Origin of the sequence: Paenibacillus sp. y28, assembly GCF_037137075.1 — a bacterium.
In the GTDB taxonomy this organism is placed as follows: Bacteria; Bacillota; Bacilli; order Paenibacillales; family NBRC-103111; genus JBBBNV01.
This window is the reverse complement of the sequence record NZ_JBBBNV010000008.1, coordinates 82898-96478: the sequence shown is the minus strand read 5'-3', so window position 1 is coordinate 96478 and position 13581 is coordinate 82898. Positions and strand designations below refer to the sequence as shown.

The following is a 13581-nucleotide window of genomic DNA, read 5'->3' as shown; positions in this document are numbered from 1 at the left end:
CCAGGAAGCGGCCGGACAAACGCTATAGCTTTATCCGGTTATCCGGGCATTTGCACCTGCTCTACCACGGCGAAGGCCGCGGCTGTCCGCTCCGTATGCGTAATGCTCAGCAAAATGCGAACCGGACGGGCCGGAGACGCGGCGCTGGCGCTTGTATCCGTGCCCGGAGAAGCGGCTGCCGGCGGGAGACTGCCCCCGCTTCCGGGACCGCCCGCTTCCTCGCCGTGCATCGCCGGCCCTTGCAGGCCGAGCCGCTGCAGCGCGGCGGCGGAAATCGCAACCTGCGGCTGACCGAGCGCATTCGGCAGCACCTCGATGTCCTGGAAGCCGACGATCTTGCCGATGCCGCAGCCCAGCGCCTTCACTACGGCCTCCTTGGCTGCGAAGCGGCCGCCGACCACTTCCGCCAAGCGGCCCTTCCGTTTTTCCGCATACTGTCGCTCCGCCGGGGTCAGCACCCGTTCTACAAAACGCGCCCCCGTCTCATCCGACAGCATCCCCCGCAGGCGGTCCAATTCGACCAAATCCGTGCCGATTCCGATAATCATCACTGCGTCCCCTTTCTTTTCCTCAGTCCTGTTTTTCGGGTACAATAGAATAGATGGACCGGCCCCCTCCAGGTGTCCGGATCGAAGGAGGAACACCGATGGACCCCAAGGTTAAAGCCCGGCTGCTTGAACAGGACCGCCGTTATGTATGGCATCCCTTCACCCAAATGAAAGATTATGCCGAGCGCAATCATCTGCTGATTGAACGTGCGGAAGGCATTTATTTATATGACGCGGACGGTAACGCGTACTACGATACGATCTCGTCCTGGTGGGTCAATGTGCATGGTCATGCGCATCCCCGCTTGAAGCAGGCTATCCGCGAGCAGGTTGACCGGATGGATCATGTCATGTTCAGCGGCCTGACGCACGCGCCCGGCATTGAGCTGGCCGCAAAGCTTGTGGAGATAACGCCGCCCGGCCTGTCCCGTGTCTTCTACTCCGATAACGGCTCTACCGCCGTCGAGGTGGCGCTCAAGATGTCGTTCCAATACTGGAAGCAGGCGGGCAAGCCTAGCAAGAAAACGTTCATTTACCTGGAACACAGCTATCACGGCGACACGCTTGGCGCCGTAAGCGTTGGCGGTGTGGAACAGTTCCATGCCCTGTTCCGCCCGCTGCTGTTCACGGCGCACCGGGTACCTTCGCCCGGTGCGCCCGTGCCGCTGCCCGGCAGCTTCGGCCGGCCGGCGAACGCCGCCGAAGCTGCCGCAGACCCGGCCGCGCACTCGCTGCGGGCCGTGCGCGAGCTGCTTGAAGCATCGGCCGATGACATCGCCGGCGTCATCGTCGAGCCGATGCTTCAAGCCGCAGGCGGGATGCTGCTCTATCCCGCCGAAGCCCTGCGCGAATTGCGGGAGCTCTGCTCGCAATTCGCGGTGCACCTCATCGCCGACGAGGTGGCCGTCGGCTTCGGCCGCACAGGCGCGATGTTCGCCTGTGCGCATGCGGGGGTCAGCCCGGACCTGCTCTGCTTGTCCAAGGGCCTGACCGCCGGCCTGATGCCGTTGTCCGTCACGCTGTGCACGGACGACATCTATCAGGCGTTCTATGACGACTATGAAACGCAGAAAACATTTTTCCACGGCCACAGCTTCACCGGCAATCCGCTGGCCGCCGCCGTCGCTCTGGAAAGCCTCCGCATCTTCGAAGACGAGGGCCTGCTGCAGCATGTCGGCGGCGCCGCCAGGCACCTGGCCGCGGAGATGCAGCGCCAGCTCGGCAGCCGCCCGCGTATTACCGGCCTGCGCAGCTTAGGCATGGTCGGCGCGTTTGAGCTGGATGCCGCACCCGAACGCCGCATCGGCTTCGAGGCCTACCTGGAAGGCTTGAAGCACGGGCTTTTCCTGCGCCCGCTGGGCAATACGCTGTACTTCTGGCTGCCGCTGTGCACCACGCAGGAACAAATCAGCGATATCGTCACGCGTACGGCAGCCGTTCTGGAACGGCTTGAACTCTAGCCTCCAGCCGGCGAAGCAGCCGGAAGCACACCCAGTCACAAACCGGCGGGCAGGAAAGCAGCATTGCATGCTTCCTGCCCGCCGGTTTTTCTCTGCCTTCCTCAGCTCGGCTGCGGCATGCTGGATGACCCCTCGACTGGGCCCCCGCTAGTTCATCCCGAGGTTCTGACTGAAAGCCAGTTCGTCATGATTGAATCCGTCCGTAACAGCGGTCTCTGCTTCAGGCAATACCGTCCTCGATTAAATACCCGGAATCGGGGAACGCTTATGCTCCGTCCGCTGGTACTGGCGCTCCAGCTTCTCGCGTGCGGCCGGATCTATTGCCTTGCCTTCCAGGAAGCTGCTGTTGTCCTCGTAGGTAATCCCCAGCTCATTCTCATCGGTCTGTCCTTCCCACAGTCCGGCGGTCGGCGCCTTGTTCAGCACACTGTCAGGCACACCCAGCTTGGCCGCCAATTGGCGAACCTGCCGCTTGTTCAACGTGCTGAGCGGCGTCACATCGACCGCGCCGTCGCCATACTTGGTGAAGAAGCCGGTAATGGCTTCCGATGCATGGTCCGTACCGACAACAATCAGGCCCAGCTCAAAGGCCAGCGCATACTGCGTGACCATCCGCGTCCGCGCTTTAATATTGCCCTTCCCGCCGCGGCTGACATGCTTGTGGATTCCGAGCGATTTCAGCGCATATTCGGTTTCCAGTGCAATCTCATCGACTGCTTCCTGAATATTAGTCTCCACCTTATGCGTCAGCTGGAATGCTTCCGCCACAGCATAGCTGTCCGCAATATCGGATTGCTCCCCGTAAGGCTGAAATACGCCAAGGGTCATGTATTCTTTGCCGGTTTCCTTCGATAATTCATCGGTGGCCAGCTTGCACAGCCCTGTAGCGACAGCGCTGTCGATGCCCCCGCTAATAGCAATCAGAAGCCCGCTGGCGTTCGCCTTGACCACATAATCCTTTAAGAAGTCAACCCGTTTGCGGATTTCGGCGTCCACATCGATGACCGGCTTCACGCCGAGTCGCTGAATAATTTCCTGCTGCAAGCTCATACCCACTCCACCTTTTCCGATTGTTTTCCATCATTATACTTGATTTGGGCGCACGTTTAAAAGCCCGGGGAGAATCATCTTGCCCGATCGTCAGCACGGGTTACAAGGATAAGGGGCCTATTTTTAAGCATACCCCAGCTGCACTCGGCCTGGAGAAGCCCCCTCTGCAGATACAGACCGCCGTTTGCCGCCAAAAGCTCCAAATGGCCTGTACCGGCAGCCCTGCGCATGGCGGCATCCGATCAGGTATAATAGAATGGATTGGAATTTATTGCTAGATAAAGATGGAGGGATACGACCATGAAATCCGTTTGTGTATACGCAGGCTCCAACCCGGGGACCGACCCCGACTATGTGGTCCAAGCCCAGAAGCTGGGACAGCTGATTGCTGAACGCGGATACCGGCTCATTTATGGAGGCTCGAAAGTCGGATTGATGGGCGCAATCGCCGATTCGGTCATCACCCATGGCGGGAAAGTCGTCGGCGTAATGCCGAGGGGCCTGTTCCGGGGCGAGATCGTCCACCGCAGTATAACCCAGCTTATCGAGGTGGACAGCATGCATGAGCGCAAAGCCAAAATGTCCGAGCTTGCCGACGGCTTCATCGCCCTGCCGGGAGGACTTGGAACGTTTGAGGAGTTGTTCGAAATGCTGTGCTGGTCGCAAATCGGAATCCATCGCAAGCCGATCGCGTTGTATAATACCAGGCAGTATTATGATCCGCTGATGCAGCTCATCACCCATAGCGTTCAGGAGGGCTTCTCCGGAAGCAACCATTTGCAGCTGCTCTGCTGTACATCCGACCCGGAAGAGCTGCTGTCATTTATGGAAACCTACCAGCCTCCGGCCATGGAAAATAAATGGAAGCAGCTGGAGCCCTAGCGCCTTGGCGCCACAGGCGGCCGTCAAGCCCGAGGAAGAATCGTAGGAAGCCGCGACTAATCCACCGGGCTTAGGCCGCCTGCTCCTCCAGAAGTACGGGAAATGAAGGACGGCCAGGCAATGCCTGTCCTCTTGGCTAAGCACCAGCAGCTGCAGACGCAATTAAACGGCCTTAGCCCCACGAATTCAGGACTAAGGCCGACTAAACAAATAGCAGCTATCCGCGCTTTATTCCAAATTAATCCGGCCGTTGACGGAAGAGCTTTGATAGGTAACTTGCTTCAGCATGCCCTGATCGTCCTTCTCCATCAGGATGCCCTCATAGACCGTCTGACCCTGGTCCAGCTCCACGATATTCAGAGCCGGGCTGGAGGAAGCGCCGGTTTTTTTGTCGTACAGGATGTAAAGACGGTTATTCCTGATTTCCTCCTTCCCGTCACCCACACTGGCTACGTTAACGGGAAACGTCTGCTTGACTTTTCCTTCTGCCAGACTGTAACGGATCACCTTCAGCTCCTGAGGACTCTGCTTGACTGTCAGTAATAATTCATCCTTGGCGTATTTCATTTGCACCGTCTGATACTCCAAGCCGTTGACGATCTCGCTGCTGAATAATTCGTCCTGAATCACTTTTTTCTGACCGGTCCAAAGATTGTAAACGACCAGCCCTTGGCTGACGACGGAACGGCTTGCTTCCAATGCGTTTCCCGCTTGTCCTTCTTGGCTTTGCAGCATCAGAAACACTGCATTGTGCTCTGCCTCACCCGGATTCACTGCGGTAATTTCCCGAATGTACAGCTGACTTGTTTGGTCCGGAGAGGCTGATGTCACGATCGTCTGATCGTCCAGAACGGCCTTTTGCTCCAAATCAATCGTAAACAGATGAATTTCCTCTACTGCCCCGGACTGCAGCTTTGCTTTTTTTACAGCTCTGGAGACGACCTTCATCGTTTTCCCGTCCATTTGAACCTGTATCGGAATGATGTATTCATATTGGCTTCCTTGCGGTACAGCGGCTTCAAAAGAATGGCTTGCCTCCCGCTGCTTGTCATAAACCGAAACGGTAAACCGATAATCCGGCTCAACCTTCCCTATCTCGCGAATTTCCGCATAAGCAATCCGGTTCTCGTCCTGATACAGGGCTCTTATATCCCGCTTTCCTCTCATAAACGCCCGGTATACCCTGGAAAGGGATTGCAGCCTGGAGTCAAACCAGTACAACTCATCGTCCTTTGTCCAAGGCAGCAGCTCGTTTTCGGAGCGGCTTCCTTCCGAAGTAACGGAAACACGCCCGTACTTCGGCAGATACAACTCCATGGAAAGCGGAGCGGCTTCCTCCACACTGCCCTTCTGCGTGCTCAAAATGTACACCGGGTCATGATCGCTAGCGGCTTGTATGTAATAAACACCGATACAACTAATGATAAAGGGAATGAGCACCGCTGTCTTCCAATAACGTTTCATTTCGTTACTCCTCCTCAAACCGTGACCTTTTTACGAAGCAAATAAGAGCTGAACCATACCGATATCCCGGCTATCAGAGCGCCTAACGCGATTCGCAGCACATACAGCTCACTCGGGTAAATCCACATCCCCCGGGATGATATTTCCGACAGGATATCCAGCGAGAAAACGATGAATACTGCCGCAGCCGCATAAAGAATGCCGGCGAAAATCCCTTTGACCCGGAAGCTCCGTTCCAGCAAAATAGCGGTAAATATCACGATCACGCCCAAAAGACCGGCGCCGTAATAAATCATGAACACAATGAAAAAGCGCGGAATCAATATGCTCAGCATCGTCTCATAATTGGATCGAACAATTTGGCTAATCGGAACGAAATCTCTCAATTCGCCAGGCAGCAGGGCATTGAGGAGCAGCTGCTCCAGCGGCAGAAGGAGCAATTGGAACGCAAGCAGACCCCAAACGAACAACATTATCGCACTGAGCTTGGCCCAATACAGATTCATTCTTGATGTAGGAAGCATCAGCAGCCGATAGGCGAACGTGTTCCTTCCGAACCATTCCCGGTACCAAATCATAAATACATACAGCAGCAATGCCGCTGCGCACAGGGCAATCGGAGCTGAGAACCAGAAGGACTCGTCGGTATACGCTTTGAGGCTGATTGTGCCTCCTCTGCCGGATGCCAAATAATCCGATAAGGAAAGCGCGCTTCTTTGCATTCCTTCTTTCATAATGGACATATAGGAAACGGCATATACAATCAGCCCTCCGGTCTGTGACAGCAGCGTCACCAGCAAGAGCACGCCGTACAGCTTGCCGAACCGGTTGATTTCCCAGTTCAACAGTTTTAGATAGGATTTCATGCCTGATACACCTCTCTCATCACATCCACAACCGACTTCCCTTCCCGCAGGCGGGTTTCCTCCGCATAGAACTGCTTTAATACCTTCCCCCGATCCAGCAGGACCACCTTGTCGATCAGGTGTTCAATATCCTGAATTTCGTGCGTCGTGATGAGGACTCCGCGATCCTCAATCAAATGGCTTGTAAACACATTCGCAATCTGTTCCCTGCTGAACATATCGATTCCGGAAAAGGGCTCATCCATCAGGATGTAATCCGCATCCAGCGCAAGGCCCAGCAGCAGATTGACCTTGGCTGCATTGCCTTTGGACAAGTCTCCCACCCGCTCCTCCGCTTTGAGCTTGAAGAAGGCCAGCAGCTCCTGAGCGCGCCGCTCATTCCAGGTGGTGTAGAAATCCTGCATGAAAGTCATCGCTTCGCCAATGCGCATATGCGCCGGAATCGTCAGCGTGTCGGGAATGAACACGACCTTTTCGTAAAGCCGCTCGTCCAGCTGCCGGCCGTCGATGAGAATCTGCCCCCTGCTAATCGGCGTCAATCTCATAATCGCCTTCATCACGGTCGATTTCCCTACCCCGTTAATGCCGACCAGACATGTGATTTGGCCCTTCTCGGCTGTAAAGGATACCTCATCCAGCACCATTTTCCTGCCGTACTTCTTACTAATCCGGTTCACTTCAATCATAAAGCAGCCTCCCCCAAACGTTTCTATGCAAGAAAAGTTAATGTCATTTCCCATTGATCTGCGTTAAGAAACCCGTCCCAAAGCGTGCGGCGAATGTGGTGAAGCCTTGCAAGGACCTATTTTCGGGCCTGCTCTGCTTCGTACCTCAGCTTCACGATGTGCAGCAGCTCATCGACAGGCACCGCGATATTTTTGACAGACGCCACAAAAGAATCCACGGCCTCCTGTATAAGCTCCTCCCGGATCGAATTCAAAACCTGTTCATCGGTCGTAATCCGGCTTGGGGAGTTTCCCTCGGTCGTTATCAACTTCTGTTCCTCCATTTCCTTGTACGAGCGCTGTACCGTATTCGGGTTAATCTGGAGCACGCCGGCCAGCTCCCTGCGGGAAGGGATCTCCTGACCCGCTGCCAGCCTGCCGGTTGCAATTTGCTCTTTGAAATGCCGGACCACCTGCAAATAAACCGGATCGCGATTGTTAAACGTAACGTTCATCTGCCCATCTCCTACGTCCCTTTCTTGTCCCAACCTAATGTTCATCTCCCAAAAAAGCTTCCAGTACACGCCTGCCGTGTCGCGCGACGGACAAGGCTTCCGTCTGTCAAAGCAGCCTTCCCCTCGACATCGCCGCCATAAAGCGAATATGTAAGATACACATGACACCGGGTGCTGCACACAGCCAAGTCCCTGGCGCCAAGGTCGCCGCAGGCTTTGGCTTGCGCTGGATTTTCTATCTCTTGGATGTATGTACTAACTAGTTCATACACTATAGGTGTACTATATCCTTAATACACTTCTTTGTCAATGTCCCCCAGGAAAATCCTTCACCTTGTTTCCCGAGGCTGCGTCTCATTTACGCGAAACCAGGCAAGCTTCCTTACATCCCGTTTCGCCGATACCTATGCAAAAAGGCAAGCCAGCCCCCGGCCTGCATGTTACGGCAGACCAGGGGCTGGCTTGTGGAATATTCAGACGCGGCGGCACGGTCAGGAAGAGCCGGGACAACGCCCTGCCTTCCCGGCTGTTCACCGGTCTGTTATCGTACTGGCGCGTCTTACTTCGCGCAGTATTTATCGAACGCTTCCGTCAAATCCTGGGCGATTTCATGAGCAGAGCGGTTCTCGATTTGATGACGCTCGATCATGTGCACCAGTTGTCCGTCCTTGAGCAGCGCAATCGAAGGGGACGAAGGCGGATAAGGTGCGAAAAATTCCCGCGCCTTCGCAGTCGCTTCCTTGTCCTGTCCTGCAAATACGGTGTACAGGTGGTCGGGCAACGTGCTGTGCTGGAGCGCTTGAGCAACGCCTGGACGACACTGCCCTGCGGCACAGCCGCATACAGAGTTTACTACGACAACTGCCGTACCGTTCTTCGCAGCAGCGAATTTCGCTTCTACTTCCTCCGGTGTCCGCAGTTCTTCAATCCCGAGACGGGTCAGTTCATCGCGCATCGGTTGAACCATATCGCGCATATACATTTCAAATTGCATGGACATGTACCTTCACTCCTTTTCTACTTCATATTATACCCTGCTGAAGGAAAGAAGCAAAGGGGAACCCTCCGGGGGCCGAAAGAAGACCGGCCGCCCTATTCCCGAGGGGGATCGGCATCCTTCTCCGGGCTTTCGTCATACGCCTCATAAGCGACATCCTTGTCCGCATGAGTAAACATTCCGCCCTGCGGCAGCTTCCCTTCTTCGAAATACGCCCGGTTCTCCTCACTGTGAAACCCGATGTCCTTGAACGGATGCACCCACTCGTCTCCGGCCATGATGGCCGGATCGGTGTCCTCCGTCCACTGCTCCAGCGGAGAATTGTCGGAAGCGTACATATGATCGCCGATGAGCACGCCGTATTGATTCACGAATGCTTCCCGGGGTCCGCGGTTTTGCCGGAATTCCGGCAGGAAATTGATTTCATACGGGTCCATTTCCGGCTCCTGCTCATGCTGGATATTCCGGCTGCGGGCGATATGATCGAGATTCACCTTTTTATCCACCGCTTGTCGCTGCCTCCTCTTTGCCTTACTTATATGCTGAATTCCAGAACATTACGCGCTTTTTTCTGTGGAAGAGCTGCTTTCCTACCGGGGATGAGACAGAAAGTCATGACGGCTTTAGGGACGTTACGTCGCAGGACGGTTAGGCCCGTTCAGCTTCTTATCCACGGCTGCGCCGGGGGCAGGCGATGATGCTTTGCGCTTTGCTTCGTGGGCTTGCCCGGCTTTGGCATCCTCATGAATGGTCATTACGGGGTTCATCTCCTTTCCTTTTTTTCTAGTATGTTCCGCAAAGACAGAAAAAACCCGGCATACGCCGGGATTGTACCTGCTTGCTGTATACGACGCGCTTCCTTAAAATCGCAGACCGGTCCGCACTTCCTTGGCGTACTGCTCCAGCAGCTCCCGGGCCTTGGGCACATCCTCATGATGCACCTCCAGCCGGACCGTCTTCTGCCCGGAGCCTTCCACCGCTCCGGAGCCAAAGCCGTCCGCCGACCTCAGCCGGCAGCGAAGGCTGTTCTTTTTAAGCAGCTCGTATTGCTCCTCGGCCTCGGAGGAATGAGACGCCTTCTGCACCAGGACCGCCTCCCATTTCTTTCCCTTACTCCGCCCTAGCCAAACCAGACCAATCATCAGAAGCAGCACAACAATAGCAATAGTGATGCCCATGCTTCCCACCGCCTTTGGCAATGTTGAGATAATGCGCTCGATTCATTTATATTCGGCTGCACTCCCGGTCATACTAACGACGGACTATTTTTCCAATTGATCAATATCCCTCCAGAAGGAGTGCTGACATATGGCCCGAAACGCCGCAATTCTTCTCTTATGCTTCGTACTATGCACCATTCTGAGCGGCTGCTGGAACCGCCGGGAACTGAATGAACTGGCTATATGTGTCGGCCTGGGTCTGGACAAAGCGGAGGGCGGGTACCAGGTGACGGTCCAATTAGTCAATCCCGGGGAGGTCGCCTCCAAAAAAAGCTCCACCCGCGCCCCCGTCATCACCTTCACGGAGAAAGGGACGACGGTGTTTGAAGCGTTCCGGCGCATGACCACCTTCAGTCCGCGCAAAATTTACTTCTCCCACCTCCGTACACTCATTATCGGCGAAGAGCTGGCACGGTCAGGTATTAGCGAAGCGCTGGATATTGTAACGCGGGATCACGAGTTCCGCAGCGATTTCTACGTGGTCGTGGCCAAGCATACCTCTGCAAGCAAAGTGCTGGAGGTGCTGACTACGGTAGATAAAATTCCGGCAATTAAGCTATTTTCCTCTTTGACGACATCACAAAAGGTTTGGGCCCCGACTGCAACCGTCAAGCTGGACGAGCTCATCACGGACTTAACGAGCATGGGCAAGCAGGCTGTTCTCAGCACCATCGAAATCGTAGGCAAGCCGGAGCAAATGAACCGGGAAAAAAACGCGGATTACATCGCCCCGCCTACGCAGCTCAAATATACCGGGCTCGGCGTTTTCAAGTCCGACAAGCTGATCGGCTGGCTGGGGGAGCAGGACAGCAAGTCTTACAACTTTATTGTGAACAAGGTGGAAAATACGGTTGTCCCGTTGAACTGCCCCGACGGAGGCGTCCTGACGCTGGAGGCGATCCGCACCACCACGCAGATTAAAGGCTACATTGAAAACAATCAGCCCAAGGCGAAGGTGATCGTACGGCTGGAGGATAACGTCAGCGAGGTGGAATGCCATTTTGACTTGACCAAGCCGGAGAATATTGAGCAGCTCCAGCAAATAGCCAATGAGCATGTGAAAAGCCTGCTCGGCACGACGATTCAAAAAGTCCAGAGCAAATACCAGGTCGATATTTTCGGCTTTGGCGAAGCCATACACCGGGCAGACCCCAAAATGTGGACCCAGCTCAAGGAAGACTGGGATCAGCATTTCTCGACGATGGAAGTTATTGTGGAATCGGATGTCCGTATCAGGCGGCTGGGCACCGTCAACAATTCCTTTCTCGAGAAGCTGTCACATTAACCCGGCAGGAGGGCTTAAATGGCACATTCATCACAAATCAGCTGGAAGCAATGGACCATCCTGCTTATCCTGGCCATTATCGGCGACTCGATTCTGGTTCTGCCCGTTTTTCCCGCGCTGCTGGCTGGACAGGATGCCTGGTTATGCGCTCTCGCCGCCATGATTCCAGGGCTTGTGCTCACCGGGCTGTTCGGCCTGGCAGCCTCTCGCTTTCCGGGCCGCACGTTAGTCGAAAATTTGACCTTTTTCCTGGGGAAATGGTTCGGCGGCACACTGGCGCTAATCTATATTGGCAGCGCAATTCTGATTACGATCAGTATTCTGAGGGAAGTGAGTGATTTCCTGACCACCAGCATGATGCCGGAGACGCCGATTGAAGCAGTGCATGTTTTGTTTATGGCTATCGTGATCATCGCAGCCGGCCTCGGGGTACCCGACTTTACCCGTGCGGGGGAGATCCTGTTCCCCTGGTTTTTCATCCTGCTCTTAGTCCTGCTGATGTTTCTCGTGCCTCAATTTGAGCTGGAACAAGTTCAGCCCGTTCTGGAAGGAGGCATCAAGCCCATCATGGCCGGGATGCCGATCTGTATAGCGGTGCCGTATATCGAGGTCGTTTATTTCCTGATGATTGCCCCGATGGTGCAGGAACAAAACAAAATCGTGCGGGGCTTTATCCTCAGTGCCCTGATTAGCGGAACCATTCTTGTCCTGATTATCGCCGCCTGTATTTTGGTGCTTGGCGCCGATACGACGACCCGGCAAATGTACCCTACCTATGAGCTGGCGCAGACGATTAGCATCGGACAATTTCTGGAGCGGCTGGAGGCCCTCCTGGCCATCATGTGGATTTTTTCCACCTTTGTGAAAACGACCGTTTGCTTTTATGCGGCCTCGCAGGGCATTGCCCAACTGATGAAGCTCCGCCATTATCGTCCGCTGCTGCTGCCTATGGGACTGCTAATCGTCGGCTTGACGACGCTTTTTGCGCCGAATGTAGCGTATTACAATGAAATTGTGACCCGGTACTGGTTTTTCTGGGATGTGGCCTTCAGTGTGATGCCTGTGCTCTTCCTGCTGGCCGCCGCCGCTTTCCGGAGAAAAGCCGCCAAGTAGACCGCTTTCGCTCCGGCCGGATTTGGTGTAGCATGGATCCCAGAGAAGAAGCGGAGGGCTCACAATTGACTAGCTATGATGTATTGATTATCGGCGGCGGACCTTCCGGTCTGATGGCCGCTATTGCCGCAAGCGAGCGGGGTGCCAGAACACTTCTCCTCGATAAGGGGGACAAGCTTGGGCGCAAGCTGGGGATTTCCGGCGGGGGAAGATGCAATGTCACGAATGCCAAGGAGCCGGACGAGCTGATCCGGCACATCCCGGGCAACGGCCGGTTTCTATACAGCGCATTCTCCCATTTCAGCAACAAGGACATTATCGCCTTTTTCGAAGGTATGGGCATTGCGCTGAAAGAGGAGGACCGCGGACGGATGTTCCCGGTGTCCGACAAGGCCAAAACCGTTGTCGACGCCCTGGTAGGCCAGGTCCGGCGGCAAGGCGTGCATATCCGGACAAACAGTCCTGTACAAGAGCTGCTGCTCTCTGACGGGGCCGTCTGCGGTGTACGCCTCAGAAACGGCGAGTCGATCCGGAGCTCCTGCGTCATCATCGCATCCGGAGGCAAGTCGGTGCCCCACACCGGCTCTACAGGCGACGGCTATGCCTGGGCGGAGCAAGCGGGGCATACGATTACAGAGCTGTATCCGACCGAGGTGCCGCTCACATCCAACGCTTCGTTTATCCGAAGCAAAGAACTGCAGGGTCTGGCGCTGCGGAACATCACCTTGTCGGTATGGAGCCCGAAGGGGAAAAAGCTGATTGAGCATGAAGGCGACATGCTGTTCACCCATTTCGGCATTTCCGGGCCGGCGGCCCTTCGCTGCAGCCAATTTGTTGTCAAGGCGCTCAAACAGTTCCAGGTTTCTACCGTTACGGTTACAATCGACCTGTTCCCCGACCAGTCTGCGGACGGCGTGTACCAGTATACACTCGGACTTGCCAGGAATGAAGCCAAGAAAGCAATCCGCAATGTGCTCAAAGCCGCGCTGCCGGATCGGATTATTCCGCTGCTGCTTTCCCAGGCGGGGCTTGACGGAGACATTACCTTCGATCATATACCCAAGCAGCAATGGCTGGAGCTGTGCCAGCTGATGAAGGCTTTTCCGCTGAAAATCAGCGGCACGCTCTCCATTGAAGAAGCCTTTGTGACGGGGGGCGGCGTCAGCCTGAAGGAAATCGACCCGAAGACCATGCAGTCGAAGCTGGCGCCGGGGCTGTTCTTTTGCGGGGAAATTCTCGATATCCACGGCTATACGGGCGGCTATAACATTACTGCGGCATTCTCCACCGGCTATACGGCAGGGAAAAGCGCGGCGTTGTCAACGCTGTCCGGCTGATACAGATAGCGAACGCAGCAGACAAAGCGCAATGATGATGATGGTATCAGCGTCCAGCTTGACTATCCTCAAGCAGCGCTGGGCCTTAAGCCCGGATACGGCGGACCGGCCGCCTTCATAGGCAGGGCGCACTGCCCGGAAGCTGCAACCGCAGCCAGTACATTGTTCCGTCATGAACG

The 13581-nt window shown here is 55.4% G+C and carries 15 protein-coding genes; 5 read left to right on the top strand and 10 right to left on the bottom strand.

The features are described from left to right. Positions 1-38: 38 nt before the first annotated feature. On the bottom strand, positions 39-548 hold the full coding sequence (gene acpS, locus WBG83_RS09005) for a holo-ACP synthase (protein ID WP_336744613.1): 510 nt from the start codon (positions 546-548) through the stop codon (positions 39-41). 98 nt (positions 549-646) lie between these two features. On the opposite strand from acpS, the gene bioA reads away from it, so the two are divergent. Further along, positions 647-2008, top strand: coding sequence for an adenosylmethionine--8-amino-7-oxononanoate transaminase (gene bioA / locus WBG83_RS09000; RefSeq protein ID WP_336744611.1), 1362 nt, complete (start codon positions 647-649; stop codon positions 2006-2008). A gap of 240 nt (positions 2009-2248) precedes the next feature. On the opposite strand, the gene nadE is transcribed toward bioA, so the two are convergent. Beyond that, positions 2249-3058, bottom strand: a complete 810-nt coding sequence (gene nadE, locus WBG83_RS08995; protein ID WP_336744609.1) for an ammonia-dependent NAD(+) synthetase — start codon at positions 3056-3058, stop codon at positions 2249-2251. A gap of 300 nt (positions 3059-3358) precedes the next feature. Here nadE and WBG83_RS08990 point away from each other — a divergent pair, with 300 nt between their 5' ends. Further along, complete coding sequence (locus tag WBG83_RS08990; RefSeq protein ID WP_336744607.1) at positions 3359-3940, top strand: TIGR00730 family Rossman fold protein; 582 nt, start codon at positions 3359-3361, stop codon at positions 3938-3940. Between the two features lie 228 nt (positions 3941-4168). Here WBG83_RS08990 and WBG83_RS08985 read toward each other — a convergent pair whose 3' ends face one another. The 8 genes from WBG83_RS08985 to WBG83_RS08950 form a co-directional block, all read right to left on the bottom strand. Continuing rightward, a complete protein-coding gene (locus WBG83_RS08985) occupies positions 4169-5404 on the bottom strand; it encodes a hypothetical protein (RefSeq protein WP_336744606.1) in 1236 nt (411 codons plus the stop codon). A gap of 14 nt (positions 5405-5418) precedes the next feature. Continuing rightward, on the bottom strand, positions 5419-6270 hold the full coding sequence (locus tag WBG83_RS08980; protein WP_336744604.1) for a hypothetical protein: 852 nt from the start codon (positions 6268-6270) through the stop codon (positions 5419-5421). Further along, entirely contained in the window at positions 6267-6956 is a 690-nt protein-coding gene (locus WBG83_RS08975) for an ABC transporter ATP-binding protein (protein WP_336744602.1), read from the bottom strand. Before WBG83_RS08975 ends, WBG83_RS08980 begins: the two co-directional genes overlap by 4 nt. Positions 6957-7072: 116 nt before the next feature. Beyond that, the gene (locus tag WBG83_RS08970; RefSeq protein WP_336744601.1) at positions 7073-7450 is read right to left on the bottom strand and encodes a GntR family transcriptional regulator; all 378 of its coding nucleotides are present in this window, start codon (positions 7448-7450) and stop codon (positions 7073-7075) included. Between the two features lie 559 nt (positions 7451-8009). Next, the gene (locus tag WBG83_RS08965; protein WP_336744599.1) at positions 8010-8450 is read right to left on the bottom strand and encodes a BrxA/BrxB family bacilliredoxin; all 441 of its coding nucleotides are present in this window, start codon (positions 8448-8450) and stop codon (positions 8010-8012) included. Between the two features lie 92 nt (positions 8451-8542). Then, positions 8543-8953 carry a DUF3905 domain-containing protein gene (locus WBG83_RS08960; protein WP_442955814.1) on the bottom strand — a complete coding sequence of 137 codons (411 nt, stop codon included), beginning with the start codon at positions 8951-8953 and terminating at the stop codon, positions 8543-8545. 126 nt (positions 8954-9079) lie between these two features. After that, entirely contained in the window at positions 9080-9202 is a 123-nt protein-coding gene (locus tag WBG83_RS08955) for a hypothetical protein (RefSeq protein ID WP_336744598.1), read from the bottom strand. A gap of 105 nt (positions 9203-9307) precedes the next feature. Next, a complete protein-coding gene (locus WBG83_RS08950) occupies positions 9308-9625 on the bottom strand; it encodes a hypothetical protein (RefSeq protein ID WP_336744596.1) in 318 nt (105 codons plus the stop codon). A gap of 130 nt (positions 9626-9755) precedes the next feature. On the opposite strand from WBG83_RS08950, the gene WBG83_RS08945 reads away from it, so the two are divergent. The 3 genes from WBG83_RS08945 (at position 9756) to WBG83_RS08935 (ending at position 13402) form a co-directional block, all read left to right on the top strand. Beyond that, positions 9756-10952 carry a Ger(x)C family spore germination protein gene (locus WBG83_RS08945; protein WP_336744594.1) on the top strand — a complete coding sequence of 399 codons (1197 nt, stop codon included), beginning with the start codon at positions 9756-9758 and terminating at the stop codon, positions 10950-10952. Positions 10953-10970: 18 nt separating this feature from the next. Continuing rightward, positions 10971-12065 carry a GerAB/ArcD/ProY family transporter gene (locus WBG83_RS08940; RefSeq protein WP_336744592.1) on the top strand — a complete coding sequence of 365 codons (1095 nt, stop codon included), beginning with the start codon at positions 10971-10973 and terminating at the stop codon, positions 12063-12065. 65 nt (positions 12066-12130) lie between these two features. Then, the gene (locus tag WBG83_RS08935) at positions 12131-13402 is read left to right on the top strand and encodes an NAD(P)/FAD-dependent oxidoreductase (protein ID WP_442955813.1); all 1272 of its coding nucleotides are present in this window, start codon (positions 12131-12133) and stop codon (positions 13400-13402) included. Positions 13403-13581: the final 179 nt, after the last annotated feature.

Bases quoted from the DNA above. Each gene is read 5' to 3' on its own strand.
- acpS (WP_336744613.1), bottom strand. From the start codon at position 548: ATGATTATCGGAATCGGCACGGATTTGGTCGAATTGGACCGCCTGCGG.
- WBG83_RS08950 (WP_336744596.1), bottom strand. From the start codon at position 9,625: ATGGGCATCACTATTGCTATTGTTGTGCTGCTTCTGATGATTGGTCTG.
- WBG83_RS08965 (WP_336744599.1), bottom strand. From the start codon at position 8,450: ATGTCCATGCAATTTGAAATGTATATGCGCGATATGGTTCAACCGATG.
- bioA (WP_336744611.1), top strand. From the start codon at position 647: ATGGACCCCAAGGTTAAAGCCCGGCTGCTTGAACAGGACCGCCGTTAT.
- WBG83_RS08970 (WP_336744601.1), bottom strand. From the start codon at position 7,450: ATGAACGTTACGTTTAACAATCGCGATCCGGTTTATTTGCAGGTGGTC.
- WBG83_RS08945 (WP_336744594.1), top strand. From the start codon at position 9,756: ATGGCCCGAAACGCCGCAATTCTTCTCTTATGCTTCGTACTATGCACC.
- WBG83_RS08975 (WP_336744602.1), bottom strand. From the start codon at position 6,956: ATGATTGAAGTGAACCGGATTAGTAAGAAGTACGGCAGGAAAATGGTG.
- nadE (WP_336744609.1), bottom strand. From the start codon at position 3,058: ATGAGCTTGCAGCAGGAAATTATTCAGCGACTCGGCGTGAAGCCGGTC.
- WBG83_RS08985 (WP_336744606.1), bottom strand. From the start codon at position 5,404: ATGAAACGTTATTGGAAGACAGCGGTGCTCATTCCCTTTATCATTAGT.
- WBG83_RS08990 (WP_336744607.1), top strand. From the start codon at position 3,359: ATGAAATCCGTTTGTGTATACGCAGGCTCCAACCCGGGGACCGACCCC.
- WBG83_RS08955 (WP_336744598.1), bottom strand. From the start codon at position 9,202: ATGACCATTCATGAGGATGCCAAAGCCGGGCAAGCCCACGAAGCAAAG.
- WBG83_RS08940 (WP_336744592.1), top strand. From the start codon at position 10,971: ATGGCACATTCATCACAAATCAGCTGGAAGCAATGGACCATCCTGCTT.
- WBG83_RS08980 (WP_336744604.1), bottom strand. From the start codon at position 6,270: ATGAAATCCTATCTAAAACTGTTGAACTGGGAAATCAACCGGTTCGGC.